The organism is Scopulibacillus cellulosilyticus, assembly GCF_042665295.1.
In the GTDB taxonomy this organism is placed as follows: domain Bacteria; phylum Bacillota; class Bacilli; order Bacillales; family Sporolactobacillaceae; genus Scopulibacillus_A; species Scopulibacillus_A cellulosilyticus.
On record NZ_JBHTCO010000040.1, the window covers coordinates 1 to 19,985 of the forward strand.

At 39.6% G+C, this 19,985-nt stretch carries 22 protein-coding genes, 1 rRNA gene and 2 other annotated features; all 23 genes read left to right on the plus strand.

Annotation, left to right across the window (positions count from 1 at the left end):
- The first annotated feature begins 35 nt into the window (after positions 1-35).
- Positions 36-152 (plus strand): 5S ribosomal RNA (gene rrf, locus ACFQRG_RS17975).
- Positions 153-488: 336 nt separating this feature from the next.
- Positions 489-947, plus strand: a complete 459-nt coding sequence (locus tag ACFQRG_RS17980; protein WP_380968678.1) for a CtsR family transcriptional regulator — start codon at positions 489-491, stop codon at positions 945-947.
- Between the two features lie 223 nt (positions 948-1,170).
- Positions 1,171-1,686: a UvrB/UvrC motif-containing protein gene (locus tag ACFQRG_RS17985; RefSeq protein WP_380968680.1), complete on the plus strand. Its 516-nt coding sequence runs from the start codon at positions 1,171-1,173 to the stop codon at positions 1,684-1,686.
- A complete protein-coding gene (locus tag ACFQRG_RS17990) occupies positions 1,686-2,768 on the plus strand; it encodes a protein arginine kinase (RefSeq protein WP_380968682.1) in 1,083 nt (360 codons plus the stop codon). The genes ACFQRG_RS17985 and ACFQRG_RS17990 overlap by 1 nt, the downstream gene beginning before the upstream one ends.
- A gap of 14 nt (positions 2,769-2,782) precedes the next feature.
- Positions 2,783-5,233, plus strand: coding sequence for an ATP-dependent protease ATP-binding subunit ClpC (gene clpC / locus ACFQRG_RS17995; RefSeq protein ID WP_380968808.1), 2,451 nt, complete (start codon positions 2,783-2,785; stop codon positions 5,231-5,233).
- A 191-nt stretch (positions 5,234-5,424) separates the two neighbouring features.
- Complete coding sequence (gene radA, locus ACFQRG_RS18000; protein ID WP_380968684.1) at positions 5,425-6,834, plus strand: DNA repair protein RadA; 1,410 nt, start codon at positions 5,425-5,427, stop codon at positions 6,832-6,834.
- Positions 6,794-7,861, plus strand: a complete 1,068-nt coding sequence (disA, locus tag ACFQRG_RS18005; RefSeq protein WP_380968686.1) for a DNA integrity scanning diadenylate cyclase DisA — start codon at positions 6,794-6,796, stop codon at positions 7,859-7,861. The genes radA and disA overlap by 41 nt, the downstream gene beginning before the upstream one ends.
- Positions 7,862-7,959: 98 nt before the next feature.
- On the plus strand, positions 7,960-9,060 hold the full coding sequence (locus ACFQRG_RS18010) for a PIN/TRAM domain-containing protein (protein WP_380968688.1): 1,101 nt from the start codon (positions 7,960-7,962) through the stop codon (positions 9,058-9,060).
- A gap of 56 nt (positions 9,061-9,116) precedes the next feature.
- Positions 9,117-9,785, plus strand: coding sequence for a 2-C-methyl-D-erythritol 4-phosphate cytidylyltransferase (gene ispD, locus ACFQRG_RS18015; protein WP_380968690.1), 669 nt, complete (start codon positions 9,117-9,119; stop codon positions 9,783-9,785).
- 20 nt (positions 9,786-9,805) lie between these two features.
- Positions 9,806-10,279, plus strand: coding sequence for a 2-C-methyl-D-erythritol 2,4-cyclodiphosphate synthase (gene ispF / locus ACFQRG_RS18020; protein WP_380968693.1), 474 nt, complete (start codon positions 9,806-9,808; stop codon positions 10,277-10,279).
- Between the two features lie 91 nt (positions 10,280-10,370).
- Entirely contained in the window at positions 10,371-11,840 is a 1,470-nt protein-coding gene (gene gltX, locus ACFQRG_RS18025) for a glutamate--tRNA ligase (RefSeq protein ID WP_380968695.1), read from the plus strand.
- A 40-nt stretch (positions 11,841-11,880) separates the two neighbouring features.
- Positions 11,881-12,098, plus strand: a binding site (T-box leader).
- 58 nt (positions 12,099-12,156) lie between these two features.
- Complete coding sequence (gene epsC / locus ACFQRG_RS18030; RefSeq protein ID WP_380968697.1) at positions 12,157-12,825, plus strand: serine O-acetyltransferase EpsC; 669 nt, start codon at positions 12,157-12,159, stop codon at positions 12,823-12,825.
- Entirely contained in the window at positions 12,806-14,209 is a 1,404-nt protein-coding gene (cysS, locus tag ACFQRG_RS18035; RefSeq protein WP_380968810.1) for a cysteine--tRNA ligase, read from the plus strand. The genes epsC and cysS overlap by 20 nt, the downstream gene beginning before the upstream one ends.
- A 4-nt stretch (positions 14,210-14,213) precedes the next feature.
- On the plus strand, positions 14,214-14,636 hold the full coding sequence (locus ACFQRG_RS18040; protein WP_380968699.1) for a Mini-ribonuclease 3: 423 nt from the start codon (positions 14,214-14,216) through the stop codon (positions 14,634-14,636).
- Positions 14,626-15,366 (plus strand): 23S rRNA (guanosine(2251)-2'-O)-methyltransferase RlmB, encoded by a 741-nt coding sequence (gene rlmB / locus ACFQRG_RS18045; RefSeq protein WP_380968701.1) that lies wholly within the window; start codon positions 14,626-14,628, stop codon positions 15,364-15,366. Before ACFQRG_RS18040 ends, rlmB begins: the two co-directional genes overlap by 11 nt.
- A 4-nt stretch (positions 15,367-15,370) precedes the next feature.
- The gene (locus ACFQRG_RS18050) at positions 15,371-15,877 is read left to right on the plus strand and encodes an NYN domain-containing protein (RefSeq protein WP_380968703.1); all 507 of its coding nucleotides are present in this window, start codon (positions 15,371-15,373) and stop codon (positions 15,875-15,877) included.
- A gap of 57 nt (positions 15,878-15,934) precedes the next feature.
- A complete protein-coding gene (gene sigH / locus ACFQRG_RS18055) occupies positions 15,935-16,603 on the plus strand; it encodes an RNA polymerase sporulation sigma factor SigH (protein ID WP_380968813.1) in 669 nt (222 codons plus the stop codon).
- A gap of 242 nt (positions 16,604-16,845) precedes the next feature.
- Positions 16,846-16,995: a 50S ribosomal protein L33 gene (gene rpmG, locus ACFQRG_RS18060; RefSeq protein ID WP_380968705.1), complete on the plus strand. Its 150-nt coding sequence runs from the start codon at positions 16,846-16,848 to the stop codon at positions 16,993-16,995.
- A 36-nt stretch (positions 16,996-17,031) separates the two neighbouring features.
- Positions 17,032-17,229, plus strand: coding sequence for a preprotein translocase subunit SecE (gene secE, locus ACFQRG_RS18065; protein ID WP_380968706.1), 198 nt, complete (start codon positions 17,032-17,034; stop codon positions 17,227-17,229).
- Between the two features lie 44 nt (positions 17,230-17,273).
- Positions 17,274-17,807, plus strand: a complete 534-nt coding sequence (nusG, locus tag ACFQRG_RS18070; protein WP_380968708.1) for a transcription termination/antitermination protein NusG — start codon at positions 17,274-17,276, stop codon at positions 17,805-17,807.
- Positions 17,808-17,945: 138 nt separating this feature from the next.
- Positions 17,946-18,371 (plus strand): 50S ribosomal protein L11, encoded by a 426-nt coding sequence (rplK, locus tag ACFQRG_RS18075; RefSeq protein WP_380968710.1) that lies wholly within the window; start codon positions 17,946-17,948, stop codon positions 18,369-18,371.
- Between the two features lie 144 nt (positions 18,372-18,515).
- On the plus strand, positions 18,516-19,205 hold the full coding sequence (gene rplA / locus ACFQRG_RS18080; protein WP_380968712.1) for a 50S ribosomal protein L1: 690 nt from the start codon (positions 18,516-18,518) through the stop codon (positions 19,203-19,205).
- A gap of 51 nt (positions 19,206-19,256) precedes the next feature.
- Positions 19,257-19,404 (plus strand) — a sequence feature (ribosomal protein L10 leader region).
- Positions 19,405-19,447: 43 nt separating this feature from the next.
- Positions 19,448-19,945 (plus strand): 50S ribosomal protein L10, encoded by a 498-nt coding sequence (rplJ, locus tag ACFQRG_RS18085; protein WP_380968714.1) that lies wholly within the window; start codon positions 19,448-19,450, stop codon positions 19,943-19,945.
- Positions 19,946-19,985: the final 40 nt, after the last annotated feature.

The window sequence follows — 19,985 nt, forward strand, 5'->3', positions numbered from 1 at the left end:
TAAATAAAGGTTTGTCGTTAATAACAAACCAATAGTCTGGCGGCAATGGCGAAGAGGTCACACCCGTTCCCATCCCGAACACGGTCGTTAAGCTCTTCAGCGCCGATGGTAATTGGGGGCTTCCCCCCTGTGAGAGTAGGACGCTGCCAGGCACATGAAAGAGCAGGTATTTCACCTGCTCTTTTGTTTTTGATTTTAACTTTCAAACCCCTCTGACCCATTCTAAAAAGAGACAGGCCCATTCAGGAGCCTGTCTCTTTTTTATATAATTTCTTACCAATAAAAGTTGGGTATTTAAATAAGCAACTAATCTTTAAAGGATATCATATAATTTATTGTAATTTTAAGTTTAATTTTTCTCAATACGTGAGAAAATGTATTTATTAAATCTTTACAAATAAACTGCCTTATTAGTTGATATCTTTAAAAAATATTATTATAATTAAAGTCAAAGAAAGTCAAAGTCAAGAGGGGAGGTCACAAATTTCATGAAAAACGTTTCGGATATCATTGAACAATATATAAAAGAAATTCTTAATGAAAGCAGTGTCATTGAATTGAAAAGAAGCGAGTTGGCTGAAAAATTTCAATGTGTCCCTTCCCAAATCAACTATGTTTTAAAAACAAGGTTTTCAATCGAAAGAGGTTATATAGTCGAAAGCAAAAGGGGCGGAGGCGGCTATATTCGTGTTATTAAAGTGACACCCAATACGCACTCTGAACTTATTAATGAAATGATTGATCATATTAACATACGCATCCCGCAAAATGCTTCTCAATCAATAATTATTAGATTACTTGAAGAAGGAATTATTAATCAGCGTGAAGCAAGGCTTATGATAAGCGCGATTGACCGGACTGTTTTGGATTTGAGCATTCCTTTAAGGGATGAAGTTCGTGCTAACATTTTAAAAGCAATGCTACAAGCCCTAAAGTATAAACTATGATTAGAAAATAGAAGAACTTTTTTATATGTTAGGAAAGTATAAACTGGCTGCAAAGCTACAACATGAAAAAGCTTCTTTGCAGCTTTGCGACGAGAAGTGGCATTACTTCTCTGAATATGCGTCGGCGAAGGAGCACTCACCCCACATATTCAGTTATGCAGAATCCTTAGGTTTTAGCACCAGCCAGGTTTTCTTTAGAAGCCAATGGAAGGGAGTTAATAAAATGGAATGTCAGGAATGTCATCTCAGGCCGGCGACGCTGCACTTCACTAAAATCGTTAATGGCCAAAAGATTGAATACCACCTCTGTGATCAATGTGCGAAGGAAAAAGGCGATTTCATGGCTGAATCCAATGGCTTCTCAATTCACGATCTATTGTCAGGATTGTTAAATTTTGAGCAACCTTTAGAAGAAACAATGAATCAGCACCATGGCGCTCTCCAATGTCCAACATGTGGATTAACATATCCTGAGTTTATTAAAATTGGGAAGTTCGGCTGTGAAGATTGTTATAAAACGTTTAATAATAAATTAGATCCAGTGTTTAGAAAAATTCATGGCGGCAATACCATTCATAAAGGAAAAATTCCAAAACGGGTAGGAAAAGACATCAGTGTAAAAAGAAGATTAAAAGACCTTAAAGACCACCTGCAACGGCTCGTTGAGAAAGAAGAGTTTGAGAAAGCTGCGGAAGTCAGGGATGAAATTCGTTCGCTGGAAGACAGGGGTGATAGGTAATGTCTTTAAAAAAATTTATTAATCAAGCTGTTAGTCCATGGATGCAACAAGAAGGTCCGGATGATGACATTGTGTTGAGCAGCAGGATAAGGTTAGCAAGAAATTTAAGTGATTTTACCTTCCCGGTTATCGCCAATGAACAACAATCAAAACAAGCGTTGGATCATATTAAAGAAAAATTGGAAGGTAAGTCATACAATACAATGGGTTCATTTGATTTAGTTACTATGGCAGAACTTCAGCCAATTGAGAAGCAAGTGCTTGTAGAAAAGCATCTCATCAGCCCAAATCTTGCTGAAGACGCAAATCATGGCGCTGTTTTAATCAACGAAAATGAATCCGTCAGTATTATGATTAATGAAGAAGATCATTTACGGGTCCAATGTTTATTTCCTGGATTTCAGCTGAATGAAGCTTTAACTCTTGCTAACGGTATCGATGATTGGATAGAGGAAAAGTTTGATTATGCTTTTGATGAACACCGTGGGTACTTAACATGCTGTCCAACCAATGTTGGTACAGGGCTGAGGGCATCGGTTATGATGCATTTGCCTGCCTTAATGATCACACAGCGTATGAATAGAATTGCCCCGGCAATTAACCAATTCGGTTTGGTAGTAAGAGGGATCTACGGTGAAGGAAGTCAAGCTTTGGGAAACATATTCCAAATTTCTAATCAAATGACGCTTGGAAAAACTGAAGAGGATATTGTAGAAGATTTAAGAGGCGTGACCATGCAGCTTATTCAGCATGAAAAAGCTGCCCGTAAAGATTTGTTAGAAATGTCTAAACTTCAGTTAGAAGATCGGGTATACCGGTCATATGGAACCTTAGCGTACAGCCGTATTATTCATTCTAAAGAGGCGGCAAAGTGCCTTTCAGATGTTCGCTTAGGCATTGACCTAGGCTTAATTAAAGGGGTATCTCATCATATATTGAATGAGTTAATGATTTTAACACAACCAGGATTTCTGCAGCATTATTTTCAAGAAACATTAAGCCCTAATCAAAGAGATGTACGCCGGGCAACACTTATTCGCGAACGGCTGCATCTTGAAGATTTTCAAAAACCAATGGATTGAGGAGCTGATTAATGATGATGTTTGGACGATTCACTGAACGAGCGCAGAAGGTACTAGCCCTTGCTCAAGAGGAAGCTGTAAGATTAGGCCACAATAATGTTGGAACAGAGCATATTTTATTAGGGCTTGTTCGTGAAGGTGAGGGTATTGCTGCAAAGGCTCTTAAGGCTTTAAATTTAAACCCGGAAAAAATTCAAAAAGAAGTTGAAAATCTTATTGGCCGGGGAAGCGAGTCGGTAGAACCGCCTCATTATACACCGCGGGCTAAAAAGGTTATAGAGCTTTCAATGGACGAAGCTCGTAAGATTGGCCATTCCTATGTTGGAACAGAACATATTTTACTTGGACTTATTAGAGAAGGTGAAGGCGTAGCTGCCAGAGTGCTTAATAATCTGGGAGTCAGCTTGAATAAAGCCCGCCAGCAGGTGCTGCAATTATTAGGCAGTCATGAAGCAAATTCGTCTGCCCAACAAGGAAGAGGTTCAGCAAATGCTAATACACCGACACTTGACAGCTTAGCCCGAGATCTAACCTCTACGGCAAAAGAGGGCGGGCTTGATCCGGTGATTGGGCGCAGTAAGGAAATTGAACGTGTTATTGAGGTTTTAAGCCGCCGTACCAAGAATAATCCGGTATTAATCGGGGAACCCGGGGTTGGTAAAACAGCTGTAGCTGAAGGCCTGGCTCAGCAAATCGTTAACAATGAAGTTCCTGAGATATTACGGGATAAGCGTGTCATGACACTTGATATGGGTACTGTTGTTGCCGGTACAAAATATCGCGGTGAATTTGAAGATCGCTTGAAAAAGGTAATGGATGAAATCCGCCAAGCCGGTAACATCATTCTTTTCATTGACGAGCTTCATACTTTGATTGGTGCCGGCGGTGCGGAAGGCGCCATTGATGCTTCCAATATACTTAAGCCTTCGCTTGCAAGGGGAGAACTTCAATGTATTGGAGCGACAACGTTAGATGAATACCGAAAATATATAGAGAAAGATGCCGCGCTTGAACGGCGTTTTCAGCCAATAAAAGTAGATGAGCCGACAACAGCTGAATCAATTCTTATTTTAAAAGGTTTGCGCGACCGGTATGAGGCTCATCATCGGGTGAAAATTACTGATGATTCGATTGATGCGGCTGTCCGGTTATCTGATCGATACATTTCTGACCGCTTTCTGCCGGATAAAGCTATTGACTTAATTGATGAAGCAGCTTCAAAGGTAAGGCTTCGCTCTTATACAGCGCCGCCTAATTTAAAGGAACTTGAACAAAAGCTCGAAGAAGTTAAGAAAGAAAAAGACGCTGCTGTTCAAAGCCAAGAATTTGAAAAAGCAGCTTCCCTTCGCGATTCAGAACAGAAACTGAAAGAAGAGCTGGAAGTTACTCAAAGAGAGTGGAAGGAAAAACAGGGACAGGAAAATACCGAAGTAACCCCTGATGATATTGCTATGGTCGTGTCTAATTGGACGGGAATCCCGGTTGTTAAACTTGAAGAAGAAGAAAGTGAACGGCTATTAAATATGGAAACTATTCTTCATAAGCGGGTCATCGGTCAGGATGAAGCGGTTAAGTCTATATCAAAAGCGATTCGCCGTGCGAGAGCGGGCCTTAAGGATCCGAAGCGTCCAATTGGTTCATTTATCTTCTTAGGACCGACCGGTGTAGGTAAGACTGAATTAGCACGGGCTGTTGCGGAAGCGTTATTTGGTGATGAGGACGCCATTATTCGCGTTGATATGTCCGAGTATATGGAAAAACATACAACATCTCGCCTTGTCGGTTCACCTCCAGGATATGTAGGCCATGATGAAGGCGGGCAATTAACAGAAAAAGTCAGACAAAAGCCTTATTCCGTCATTTTGCTTGATGAAATAGAGAAAGCTCACCCAGATGTATTTAATATTTTATTACAAGTACTTGATGACGGCCGGTTAACGGACTCCAAAGGAAGAACTGTTGATTTTAGAAATACGGTTATTATCATGACCTCTAATGTGGGCGCAAGTACACTTAAGAAAAATAACCATGTTGGTTTTACAATTCAAACTGATGAAGAACGTGAATATAACGAAATGAAAAATAAGGTTATGGAAGAGCTGAAGAAAACATTTAGACCTGAGTTTCTAAATCGTATTGATGAAATTATTGTCTTCCATGAGCTTAACAAAGAACAATTAAAAGAAATTGTAACTTTGCTTGCCGGACAATTGAAAGATCGCCTTGAAGGTCAAGGGATTGTTATTAATTTAACTGAAGCTGCCAAATTAAAAATTGCCGAGGAAGGTTACGATCCCGAGTATGGAGCCAGACCGCTGAAACGTGCCATTCAGCGGCAGATTGAAGATAGATTATCAGAAGAGCTCCTAAAGGGTAATATAAGCAAAGGTTCAACAGTTACGATAGATTATCAAAATGATGATTTTGTTGTTACCGGAAAAACTGAGGCTGCGGCGCAACAGTAAACTGAAGTTTCTAGTGTTATTCTGCTGCTGAGAAATCTTCTATGAAGCCAAGGGAACGTCTCCCTTGGCTTAAATTATAGCCATTGTATATTTTAAAAACATAAATGATACAATTTTTGTTACAATTAAATACCAATAATTATGATAAGATAAAGTAAAGATTGTGTTTTGTAAAAAGGTGGTTTTTAAAAATGGCAAAACAGAAGACTGTTTTCTTTTGCCAGGAATGCGGTTATGAGAGCCCGAAATGGATGGGAAAATGCCCTGGATGCAGGAAATGGAATACAATGGTTGAAGAACGTATTGACCGCTCGCATCCAAAAGGCACTCAAATTAAAAAAACTGTAAGTTCGCCTATGCCGATTAATAAAGTTGAATCATCAAAAGAACCAAGAATTTATACAAAGATGAAAGAATTAAATCGGGTTTTGGGCGGCGGAGTAGTGCCTGGATCACTTGTTTTAGTCGGCGGTGACCCCGGTATTGGCAAGTCAACAATATTGCTGCAAACATCAGATCAACTGGCCGAAAATGGTTATAAAGTTCTTTATATTTCCGGTGAGGAATCGATTAAGCAGACTAAAATGCGTGCCGAACGACTTGGAATTCAAGCGGACAACTTATATGTACTAGCTGAGACCGATATACATGAAATAGAGACAAAATTACATGATGTTTCACCTGATTTTCTTGTTATTGATTCCATTCAGACAATATACAATCAGGACATTGCTTCAGCGCCAGGCAGTGTTTCGCAAGTCAGAGAGTGTACAGGTCAATTAATGCGAATCGCTAAAACGTTAGGGATAGCGACATTCATTGTTGGCCACGTTACTAAGGACGGCGCTATTGCCGGACCCAGACTGCTGGAACATATGGTAGACGCTGTACTGTATTTTGAAGGTGAAAGACACCATACCTTTCGTATTTTGAGAGCTGTTAAAAATCGATTTGGTTCTACGAATGAAATAGGTGTTTTTGAAATGAAAGAAACAGGTCTCACAGAGGTAGCTAACCCTTCGGAAATATTTCTTCAGGAAAGGTCGCAGGGAGCAGCCGGCTCAACCGTTGTAGCAGCTATGGAAGGAACTAGACCCGTTCTGGTTGAAATCCAAGCATTGGTAACACCAACAAGCTTTGGCAACCCCCGTAGAATGGCCACTGGATTAGACCACCATCGCATATCTTTACTCATGGCTGTCCTTGAAAAGCGTGTAGGATTATTTTTGCAAAATCAAGATGCCTATGTTAATGTAGCCGGCGGTGTCCGATTAGATGAGCCTGCCACAGATTTGGCGGCTGCTGTAAGTATTGCTTCCAGTTTTCGTGATCAGACGACTAAGCCAACAGATATTATAATTGGAGAAGTAGGTTTAACAGGTGAAGTTAGAAGGGTTTCGAGAATTGACCAAAGAATTGCAGAAGCTGCAAAATTAGGCTTTAAGAGAGCTTTTATCCCTTATAAAAATTTAGGCGGCTGGAAGGTGCCGGAGGGGATTGAAGTTGTTGGTGTTTCTACAGTGAAAGAAGCACTGGATTATTCGTTGGGAGGAGCAGCACATGAATTTTCAGAAGCAGCAGTTCATCAATCAGATTCTTAAAATGGTTGCTCCAGGGACTCCGCTAAGAGCAGGCATTGATAATGTACTTCGTGCCAACACGGGCGGTCTAATTGTTGTTGGCTATGATGACAAGGTTAAAGGTCTTGTAGAGGGCGGCTTTTCGATTAATTGTCCCTTTACTCCGGCTAATTTATATGAACTGGCTAAAATGGATGGTGCCATTATTTTAAGTGAAGACGGCAAACATATATTATTCGCTAACACCCAGCTTGTTCCTGATACCGGCATTCCTTCGGCTGAAACAGGAATAAGGCATCGAACAGCCGAGAGGGTAGCAAAACAAACTGAAAATCTAATCATATCCATATCACAGCGCCGGAGTGTTATTACGCTTTATAAAGGCAATTTTAGATATTCACTTAAAGATATCGGTGTTATTTTAACTAAAGCTAATCAAGCAATGCAGACACTTGAGAAATACAGGGCGGCGCTTGATAAAGGACTTATTAATCTTGGTGCTTTAGAATTCGAAGAGCTTGCAACTTTTCAAGAAATTACCCAAGTTATTCATCGTATCGAAATGGTTTTGCGTATTAGGGACGAAATTAGTAATTATGTGAATGAACTTGGGACAGAAGGCCGTTTAATTCAGATGCAATTAACTGAACTGGTAACCAATGTTGAAGAAGAGGCCATTCTTTTAATTAAAGATTATATGGATAGTGAAGAAGATGCTTATGCTATTCTTAACCAATTACGGAAATTAAATAATGAGGACTTATTAAATGAGAATATTATTATTAAACTTTTAGGTCATGCTCCCAAAGAAGATCAGCTTGAAGAAGTTCTTTATCCGAGGGGATATCGTATGTTAAACCGAATTCCAAGACTTCCTCAAGTGATCATAAAAAATCTTATTGATAAATTTAAGACGTTAAATCATATTGTTAAGGCAGGCAGCGCGGAGCTTGATGAAGTAGAGGGAATCGGAGCTAAACGTGCTAAAAAAATCAAAGACGGCTTAGAGCGTATTCAAGAACAGTTATTTATTGACCGTGTTGTTTAATTAATGCCTTATTTAATAGATAAATTATGTAAATTTGCCGATATTAAGTTTCAAATTAGGTAAACTGTCTATAATGAGTAAAGAGGAGGTGACCATGCATGATGAAACGATTGATCCAATTATTTTTCATCATTTTAGGTGGTACGCTTGGATTTGTTTATATACCGATGATTATTATGCTTTTAAATTTCGGTAACAGTATGCCTGCTTGGCTTCAATCGCCATATACCGGAGCAGTGCTCGGATGTATTATCTTTTTCTTATTAACATATTGGTTTGTGGATTCGGCGGTCAGTGCAATTCGAAGAACTGAGGAGAAAATTATTAAAGCGCCTGTCACGGATGTATTATTTGGTACAATTGGTTTAGTTTTCGGCCTTATCGTAGCCTTTTTAATTCAAATTCCTTTACGCTATTTAAATATTTATGTTATCAGTACAGTTCTTCCGCTTTTCATTTATATCTTTTTAGGTTATTTTGGGTTTCAAGTTGGTTTTAAAAAACGTGATGAACTTATTAATCTTTTTCATATTTCTTCAAAAGGAAAAGATAAGAAAAAAGATAATGAAGAAACCGGCCAGCCGTCTGGTAAAATGTTAAAAATTTTAGATACAAGTGTTATTATTGATGGCAGGATTGCTGATATTTGTCAGACCGGATTTTTAGAAGGCGTCCTTGTTATCCCAAGGTTTGTACTGGAGGAACTTCAGCATATCGCTGATTCTTCAGATGCATTGAAGAGAAACCGCGGCAGAAGAGGATTAGATATCCTAAACAGAATACAAAAGGAATTATCTGTAAAAGTCGATATCTATGAAGGAGATTTCGACGAGGTTGCTGAGGTTGACAGCAAATTAGTTAAACTGGCAAAGCTGGTTTCAGGGATTGTTGTCACCAATGATTTTAACTTAAACAAAGTTTGTGAGCTCCAAGGCGTAGCCGTACTTAATATTAACGATCTGGCTAATGCTGTTAAGCCTGTCGTGCTCCCCGGCGAGGAGCTTAAGGTTCAAGTGATCAAAGATGGAAAAGAACAAAATCAAGGCGTCGGTTATCTTGACGACGGCACGATGATTGTGGTAGAAGAAGGACATAGATATATAAGCAAAACCATTGATGTTGTAGTTACAAGTGTGCTGCAGACATCGGCGGGACGAATGATTTTTGCGAAGCCCAAATTAATGGAGCAGGCACTATAGTACTAACTGGAAGTTTAAACACAGATTGATTCGTTGTACATTACCGGAGGTTATTCATGGAATATCATGTAGTCATTCTGGCAGCTGGACAAGGGAAAAGAATGGGAGCTGGAAAAAACAAAATGCTCTTGAATGTTTTAGATGCTCCCGTTGTGATTCATACCCTTCGTACCTTTGAACAGGATACTGCTTGCTCAGGTATTACTCTCGTTATTAATCAAGCTGAAAAGGATGTCTTTCAAGACCTTCTGAAGAAGTTCCATATAAAAAAGGTAAATCAGATTGTTAACGGTGGTAAAGAGCGGCAGGACAGTGTCTTTTTGGGATTGAAAGCTGTCAGCGAAGAGGGGATTGTTCTTATACACGACGGCGCAAGGCCATTTGTGAAAAAAGAACAAATTGCCAAAGTTGTTCAAGCTGCTGACTTAACCGGGGCGGCCGTCTTAGCCGTACCGGTTAAGGATACAATTAAAAAAGTGATAAACAACAAGGTTAAAGAAACGATAGATCGTTCAAGCTTGTGGGCTGTACAAACACCACAAGCTTTTCGTCTTTCATTAATTTTAAAAGCTCACGAATATGGGCGTTCTATTAACGCTGAAGTAACGGATGATGCTTCGCTTATTGAATTAATCGGGCGGGATGTTGCTGTTGTACAAGGCGATTATCGTAATATTAAAATAACAACTCCTGAAGATTTACTTGTTGCAGAACAGTATTTATAAAGTTGAGAGGGGAGCTTTGAATGAGAATTGGACAAGGATTTGACGTACATCAGTTTGCTGAAGGAAGGCCGCTAATAATTGGCGGTATCTCTATTCCTTATGAGAAGGGTCTCATTGGACACTCTGATGCCGATGTTTTACTCCACACGGTAAGCGATGCACTGCTTGGAGCTATTGGAGAAGGAGATATTGGCCGTCATTTTCCTGATAATGATGAAAAATATAAAGATGCTGATTCAAAGGTATTACTGGAACATGTCTGGTCATTAGTTAAAGATAAGGGTTATCGTTTAGGTAATCTTGATTGTGTCATTATCGCGCAAAAACCGAAAATGGCACCTTATATCGGGGAGATGAGGGAAGTTATTGCCAAGCTCTTAGAAGCAGATATCGAACAAATTAATATTAAGGCGACAACGACTGAAACATTAGGTTTTACCGGGAGAGAGGAAGGGATAGCAGCTCAGGCTGTTTGTCTGGTAATTAAAGCTTGACCATTCCCTTTAGGGACTTTCAGTGCTAAAATGAATAAGATAATAGTACGTATTAAAAATTAACAACCTCTAGAGAAAATGGGTGAGACAAATGACAAAAGAAGTGAGAGTAAGATATGCTCCGAGTCCAACAGGGCATTTACATATAGGTAATGCACGTACGGCCATTTTTAATTATCTGTTTGCAAGGCATGCCGGCGGGAAATTTGTTATCCGCATTGAGGATACAGACCAAAAACGCAACGTTGAAGGCGGCGAATATAATCAATTAAATTATTTAAAATGGCTTGGTGTCGATTGGGATGAAAGTATTGACGTCGGCGGTGAATACGGTCCGTACCGCCAGATTGAAAGACTTGATATTTATAAAAAGTATTGGCAAGAGCTTTTAGATAACGGGCTCGCTTATAAATGTTATTGTACTGAAGAAGAATTGGAAAAAAGCCGTGAAGAACAAATAGCACGCGGAGAAATGCCTAGATATTCCGGCAAATGCCGACATTTGACAAACGAAGAGCGTGAACGGCTGGAAGCTGAAGGCAGGAAACCAAGCGTCCGGTTTGCGGTACCGCATGATAAAACATACAGCTTTAATGATATTGTGAAAGAACATGTATCCTTTGACTCAAACGGTATCGGTGACTTTGTCATTGTTAAAAAGGACGGCGTGCCAACTTATAACTTTGCCGTTGCCGTTGATGACCATTTAATGGAGATCTCCCATGTTTTACGCGGGGAAGATCATATTTCAAATACGCCGAAGCAATTAATGATTTATGAAGCTCTCGGCTTTAAACCGCCTGTTTTTGGCCATATGACGCTAATTGTCAATGAACACAGAAAGAAACTTAGCAAAAGAGATGAAAGTATAGTACAATTTATTGAACAATACCGTGATTTAGGCTATCTTCCTGAAGCACTGTTTAATTATATTACCTTTTTAGGCTGGTCTCCAAAAGGAGAAGAAGAAATCTTTAACCGCGAAGAGCTGATAGACATCTTTGATGCTGACAGATTAAGCACTTCACCGGCTGTTTTTGATCCTGTTAAGCTTGCTTGGATTAATAATCAATATATTAAAAAAGCGCCGCTTCAAACGGTTATTGATATTACGCTCCCGCATCTTGTGAATGCCGGTAAGCTGCCAAAAGAATTGGATAAGAACCAAAAGGCCTGGGCTGAAGAGTTAATCGGTTTGTACCATGAACAACTTCAGTATGGTGCGGAGATCGTTGAGCTTACAGAGTTGTTTTTTAAAGAGAAGATTTCATATAATGAAGAAGCCATGACAATTCTTAATGGTGAGCACGTTCCGGAAGTTCTTAAGACTTTTAAAGAGGAATTGGTTAATTTAGATGAATGGGCTCCTGATGAGATCAAGAAAAAGATCAAGGCAACACAGAAAGCAACAGGGAAAAAAGGCAAAAATCTGTTTATGCCTATTCGAGTAGCTGTAACAGGAGAAATGCACGGCCCTGAATTACCGCAATCAATAGCTTTATTGGGGAAAGATATTGTCACTGCAAGACTTAGTGATGCCTTACAAGTATTAGAAAAATAATCACGTTTTTAATTGTCATTTGATATATTAGAAAAAAATAGTGAAAGCGTTGATAAGGAAATAGTAGGAGACTATCCATTTCTTACAAGAGAGAACCATCATCGGCTGAAAGTGGTTTAAGAAACATGGTCTTTGAATTGCCCCTTAGAGTCTTTGGCTGAATCAAGTAAGCGAGAGCGGCAGAACCATCCGTTATTGGGTTAAGGTGGAGAGATATTCTCTCAAACAGAGTGGAACCGCGCTTATGGCGTCTCTGTGTCATATGACACAGGGACGCCTATTTTTTTAAATAAATAAAACTAGGGAGGGGTGGCAAATGTTTAAAATTTTGCGTGAGGATCTTGAAGTTGTATTCGATCAGGACCCTGCCGCGAGAAATTATTTTGAGGTGATTTTAACGTATTCGGGGCTTCATGCGATATGGTCACATCGATTAGCACACTGGTTTTGGAAGAAACGTCTTTATTTTCTTGCTAGATCATTATCACAAATCAGCCGTTTCTTTACGGGGATTGAAATTCATCCAGGCGCAACAATCGGGCATCATTTCTTTATTGACCACGGCATGGGTGTCGTTATTGGGGAAACATGTGAAATAGGTGACCACGTCACGCTTTTCCAAGGCGTAACATTAGGCGGTACGGGAAAAGAAAAAGGCAAGCGGCACCCAACGATTGGCAACCATGTGCTTATTTCTTCGGGAGCAAAGGTGTTAGGGTCAATTACGGTAGGTGACCACTCTAAAATTGGCTCAGGCTCAGTTGTTTTGCATGATGTGCCGGAGAATTCAACAGTTGTCGGTATTCCCGGGAAAGTAGTTCGCCAAAACGGGGTTAAAATAAATAATGATGATTTAAATCATGATTTACCTGACCCGATTGCAGATAAATTGAAACAAATGGAAAATGAAATCAAACAATTAAAAACAGAGCTTCAATCATTGAAAGAGAAAGGTCGTGAAACATATGGCGATACAGGTCTATAATACGTTAACGAGAAAGAAAGAACTTTTTAAAACAATTGAAGAAAATAAGGTCAAAATGTATGTGTGCGGGCCGACAGTTTATAACTATATCCATATTGGTAATGCCCGCCCGACAATTGTTTTTGACACGATCCGCCGTTACCTGGAATACCGCGGTTATGATGTGTTATACGTATCCAATTTTACCGATGTCGATGACAAGCTGATTAAGGCGTCTATAGAACAGGGTGATTCAGTATTAAATATTGCTGAACGGTTTATAAAAGCATACCGTGAAGATGTTCATGCTTTAAATGTTAAAGAAGCGGACATTCACCCGCGGGCGACAGAAACAATGCCGGAAATCATTGCCTTTATACAGAAATTAATTGATAAAGGCTTTGCTTATGAGGCAGATGGAGATGTTTATTTTAGAACAAGAAAGTTTAAAGAGTACGGAAAGCTCTCCCATCAGTCTATTGATGAACTTAAAGTAGGCGCAAGAATTGGTGTTGGGGAACATAAAGAAGATCCTCTTGATTTTACATTGTGGAAGAAAGCCAAACCGGGCGAAATTACATGGGAAAGTCCATGGGGAATGGGACGGCCCGGATGGCATATTGAATGTTCTGCTATGGTTGAAAAATACCTTGGGAATACGATTGATATTCATGCTGGAGGACAGGATTTAGCATTCCCTCACCACGAAAATGAAATTGCTCAGTCTGAAGCGCTTCATGATGAAACGATGGCTAATTACTGGCTCCATAACGGGTACATTAAAATAAATAACGAAAAAATGTCTAAATCGATTGGAAATGTTATTTTAGTTCATGAATTAATCAAAGATTATGACCCGAACGTGATCCGCTTTTTTATTCAAACGGTTCATTACCGTCATCCGATAAATTTTAGTGATGAGTTATTAAAGAATACAGAACAGGCTTATGATCGCTTAAGAACAACATACCGCAATTTGCAGCATCGTATGGAAAACAGTGCGGATCTTATGGATAGTCAAGATGCGGAAGCATATGAACAAAAAATTACAGTACTCAGAGACCGATTTATTAAAGAAATGGACGATGATTTTAATACTGCTAATGCTATCTCAGTGTTATTTGATACGGCAAAGGAAGCAAACATTGTCCTTCAAGATCCTAATTCATCCGTAAAAGTTTTAAAAGCTTTCATTGATCTGTTTGATGAACTGACAGGTGTCCTTGGTTTAACTCTAAGACAAGAGAGCATCCTGGATGAAGATATAGAAAAACTGATTGAACAAAGAGAAGAAGCAAGGAAGTCCCGCCAATTTGACGCCGCTGATAAAATTCGTGACGAATTAAAAGAGCAAGGCATTATTTTAGAAGATACGCCTCAGGGTGTTCGCTGGAAAAGAGTCTAGGCATATGGGTATTAAAACTGTTCAAGTTAATGAAATTAATGTATTAGCTTTGGCGTATATGGGCGATGCTGTTATTGATCTCCATGTACGCCGGGAGCTGATCCAAAGCGGTATGGTTCAGCCCAAGCATCTTCATCAGCAAGCTATCAATTATGTATCCGCAAAAGCTCAGGTTGCCCTTTTACGAACGTTGTTAAACGATAAATATTTAACACCGGAGGAAGAAAGTGTGGTTCGCAGAGGCAGGAATGCCAAATCTGCCACGATACCTAAGCACACAGATGTTATAACATACCGTTACAGCACAGCCTTTGAAGCTCTGGTTGGTTATTTGTATTTCCTGGACAGGCATGAACGAATTGAGTCACTCATTGAAAAAATGTTTGAATTAAAACCATTGAAAGGAGGTAAGGGTCTTGAAAGATGAATTCATTATGGGGCGTCATCCAGTAAGTGAAGCGCTGCAATCCGGCAGGGAAATTAATAAGGTTTGGATTAACAAACAAAGCCAATTAAGCGCTGCTATTCTTGGGAAAATTAAAGAAAGAAATATCACCGTTCAATATGTTCCGAAAAAGAAATTAGATCAACTCGTCGGGTCAGAGCATCATCAAGGCATTGTTGCATCTATTGCTGCTTATCAGTATGCGGAAATTGATGAATTATTTCAGTTAGCTGATAAAAAGGGAGAACAACCTTTTTTCATCATGCTGGATGGTGTTGAAGATCCGCATAATTTAGGGTCTGTATTAAGAACGGCAGATGCTGTCGGCGCCCATGGCGTTATTATTCCGAAACGACGGGCAGCCGGCTTAACGTCTACAGTTGCCAAAGCTTCTACGGGTGCTATTGAATATATTCCTGTTGCAAGGGTCACTAATTTAGCCAGGACCATGGATGAATTAAAAGAACGCGGCATATGGTTTGCGGGAACTGCTGCAGAAGCGAGCACCGATTACCGGCAAATGTCTTGCGAAATGCCGATTTGTTTAGTGATTGGCAATGAAGGGAAGGGCATGTCCAGACTTACAAGGGAAAAATGCGACTTTTTAGTTCACATACCTATGGCAGGCCGGGTCACCTCTTTAAACGCATCGGTTGCGGCAGGACTTTTAATGTATGAGGTGTACCGCAAAAGACATCTCCAAGGGGATTAGGAAGATGGATATTTTGCTGGTCGACGGCTATAACGTTATAGGGGCTTGGGATGAATTGAAAAAAATCAGAGACATTGATTTTGCCCAAGCTCGGGAACAACTCATTGGTAAACTGGCGGAATACCAAGCTTACAAAGGATGGCGCGTCATCGTCGTGTTTGATGCGCATATGGTCCCCGGCATAGAGATTAAAAATGTTGAGTCCCGAGTAGAAGTGATTTATACACGGGAAAATGAAACAGCCGATGAGCGTATTGAAAAAATGGTTAAAGAACTGAAAAATGTTAAAACACGTATTTATGTTGCGACATCTGACTATACTGAACAATGGACTATATTCTCACAAGGAGCATTAAGAATATCCTCACGTGAATTATTAAATGAGATCAAAAAGATTGAAAAGCGAATTAACGAGGATATCAAACGGCATCATACGAAACAAACAAGAACAAAAATTCCTATGAATGAAGAAATAACGCGCCTGTTTGAAAAGTGGAGAAGAGGTTTTTGAAAATTCTTGACGATTCAAATTTCTTTATTGTATAATATTGCTATATTAGGCACCGTTATGGTCGGAGGGATTTGTGTGAGTTTGGACCCTAAAGAGACTACTAATACAAGATTTGAAGAACTAGAAGATGAGCAAATTGTTGAGCTAGTTCATGTAGGTAATCTTTCTGCCTTAGATTATTTGATTCATAAGTACAGGAATTTTGTCAGAGCAAAGGGAAAATCGTATTTTCTTATAGGGGCGGATCGCGAGGATATTATCCAGGAGGGCATGATAGGCCTTTATAAAGCGATAAGGGATTTTAAAGGCGACAAATTATCGTCATTTAAGGCATTTGCCGAACTTTGTATTACACGTCAAATGATTACAGCGGTGAAAACGGCGACAAGACAGAAGCATATCCCGCTTAATTCATATGTTTCATTGGACAAGCCTATCTATGACGAGGAATCTGACAGGACATTGCTTGATGTTATTTGCGGATCAAGAGTAACAAATCCGGAAGAGTTGCTGATTAATCAAGAGGAATTTGATGATATTGAATTAAAAATGAGCGAGATTTTAAGTGATTTAGAACGCAAGGTGCTTATGTTATACTTAGATGGAAGGTCTTATCAAGAGATTTCCGCTGATTTAAAGAGACATGTCAAATCTATTGACAACGCGCTTCAACGGGTGAAGCGGAAGCTGGAGAGATACTTAGAGCTGAAAGAAATCAGTTTATAAGTTTAGAGCGGGATGGAATTCTCCGGTAATGTTCCGGATTTTTCGAACATCTTCTTAACAGGGTTCTTCCCTGTTTTTTTGTTTCATTGACACGCTTGTCCCCCTGTGATACATTTTAACCATTATCGTGATTTAGCGGTGAGAGATGCCATACAGGAAGTTAAACGTGAGTATTTCTTCGGAGTAATGCTGGAAATCTCACTTCCAACTTCTAACATCTCACCTCTAGAAAGGTGTACGTGATGAGAAAGAAAATTGTCCTCTCTTGCTCAATTTGTAAGCAGAGGAATTATACAACGACAAAAAACACGCAAACCAATCCGGAGCGTATTGAAATGCATAAATTTTGCAAGGTATGTCAGGAACATACTTTACACAAAGAAACCAAATAGATCTCAATATACTTTTGCTGGGGGTTTAATAGCCATATGGCAAGCATTGTTAAGAAAACCGGTAACTTTTTCCGGAATGTAATTGTCGAAATGAAGAAGGTCTCTTGGCCGACTCGTAAAGAACTGGTTAATTACACAACCACAGTTGTTTTGACGGTCATCTTTTTAACTGTGTTCTTTGTACTCATTGATCTAGGAATTTCAGAACTTTTACACTTGGTGACCAATGAGTGATTTGTTAGTGATGGTTAGGTATTAAAGGTCTGGAGGATAGATTTATGGAGAAAAACTGGTATGTTGTTCACACATACTCTGGGTATGAAAATAAAGTTAAAACCAACTTAGAAAAGCGCGTAGAATCCATGGGGATGTCTGATAAAATATTCCGCATTCTAGTGCCGGTTGAAGAAGAAACTGAGATAAAAAACGGTAAAAAGAAATCCGCAATGAAGAAGGTATTCCCAGGTTATGTCCTAGCCGAAATGATTATGACCGATGATTCCTGGTATGTTGTTCGCAATACTCCGGGAGTAACAGGATTTGTCGGTTCGACAGGCGCCGGATCTAAACCGATACCTTTATTACCTGAAGAGGTAGAGGCCATCCTTAAAAAGATGGGAATTAAAGACGGCAAAACAGATGTCGATTTTGAAATAGATGAACAAGTTAAAGTTAAAGAGGGGCCGTTTGCTGATTTTGTAGGTTCGATTAAAGAAATCGATACCGAAAAGGAAAAAATTAAGGTTCATGTCAACATGTTTGGCCGTGAAACACCAGTAGAGTTAGATTTTGGTCAAATTGAAAAAATTTAATAAGGCTTGCATTCTATTTTTAATGATTGTATAATTTTGTTGTTTACAAGGTTTTACCTGTCGCCGCGATTGATATGACAAGCAAGCAGTGGGAGGGGTTATCCCGTACCACAATCACGGACTAAGGAGGTGTGTCTCGTGGCTAAGAAAGTTATTAAAGTTGTTAAACTTCAAATTCCTGCTGGTAAAGCTAATCCAGCACCACCAGTTGGTCCAGCTCTAGGTCAAGCAGGTGTTAACATCATGGGATTCTGTAAGGAATTCAATGCTCGTACATCAGACCAAGCTGGTATGATTATACCTGTTGAAATTTCGGTTTTTGAAGACCGTTCATTTACTTTTATAACAAAAACTCCGCCGGCAGCTGTTCTTCTTAAAAAAGAAGCTGGTATCGAATCAGGGTCTGGTGAACCTAACCGCAATAAAGTAGCAACAATTAAGCGTGATAAAGTTCGCGCTATTGCTGAACTTAAAATGCCAGACTTAAATGCAGCTGATGTGGAAGCGGCTATGCGTATGGTTGAAGGAACAGCACGCAGCATGGGTATTGTTGTTGAAGACTAATCCGGCTGTGAATGTTTTTTCTGCGCTGGCTAAGCGGAGAACATGGCATTCGTAATGAGAGATTTTTTGTCTTAAAGGTTGCGGCAGCCCGCAACCTTTTAAGGTGGGAGGTACAACCGTTAAAACCACAAAGGAGGAAATATAATGGCTAAAAAAGGAAAAAGATATCAAGAAGCATCAAAAGCTATTGATCGTCAAAAAAGCTATGATATTCAAGAAGCTATCAAATTAGTCAAAGAAGTTGCTTCAGCAAAATTTGATGAGTCTATCGACGTGGCTGTACGCTTAGGCGTTGATACTCGCAAAAATGACCAGCAAGTACGCGGTGCTGTTGTTTTACCGCATGGTACTGGCAAAACACAACGCGTTTTAGTTTTTGCGAAGGGTGAAAAAGCCAAAGAAGCAGAAGCTGCAGGTGCAGATTTTGTTGGAGATCAAGAATATATTAATAAAATCAACCAAGGTTGGTTTGATTTTGATGTCATCGTGGCGACTCCAGATATGATGGCTGAAGTCGGTAAATTAGGCCGCGTATTAGGTCCTAAAGGCCTTATGCCAAACCCTAAAACCGGTACAGTAACTTTTGAAGTAGAGAAAGCTGTAAAAGAAATCAAAGCTGGTAAAGTTGAATACCGCGCTCACAAAGATGGCAATGTTCACGTACCGATTGGTAAAGCGTCATTTGATGATGAGAAGCTTGTTGAAAACTACCAAACACTGATCGAAACTCTAATCAAAGCAAAACCAGCTGCAGCAAAAGGCACTTATCTTAAAAATATTTCAGTGTCTTCTACAATGGGACCTGGACTTAAAGTTAGTGCGCCAACCAAATAATGGATAGTTGACATTGTTATTTAAACTCAATATAATAGTTATTGGTTTTAAATAAATCGTCGAAACATGCCGTAGACAGCAGGTGCAGATTATTGCTTAATTTCCTGCCGAGGTGTTGCAGATATTCTAGATTAATGTACGGTTCTAGATTATTGCGCCTTCATGTCTACTGTGACATGAAGGCTTTTTTTATAAACCTCGATGAACAGGTACGGTAAAATGTTTTTCTAGGAGGTGCAAGGATGAGCGTCATTGAAGCTAAAAAACAACAAGTACAAGAGATTGCTGAGAAACTTAAGAACAGCGTATCTACGGTTGTTGTTGACTACCGCGGTTTGAATGTTTCAGAAGTAACTGAACTACGTAAACAACTTCGTGAAGCTGGTGTTGAATATAAAGTTTATAAAAACACAATGCTTCGCCGTGCGACAGCTGAAACTGGATTGACTGGTCTTGATGAAGTATTAGTAGGACCGACAGCTATCGCTTTCAGCAATGATGATGTTATTGCTCCTGCAAAGGTGCTTAACAGTTTTGCTAAAGAACACAAAGCGTTAGAAATTAAGAGCGGTGTGATTGAAGGATCTTTGGCCAGCGTTGAACAAATTAAAGCCATTGCTGAACTTCCATCAAGAGAAGGACTTCTGTCTATGCTGCTTAGCGTACTTCAAGCTCCGATTCGTAATTTTGCATTGGCCGCAAAAGCTGTTGCAGATCAAAAAGAAGAGCAAGGTGCTTAATAACGGTTTTATCATTTTAAAACAACCAAACGATGTGTTC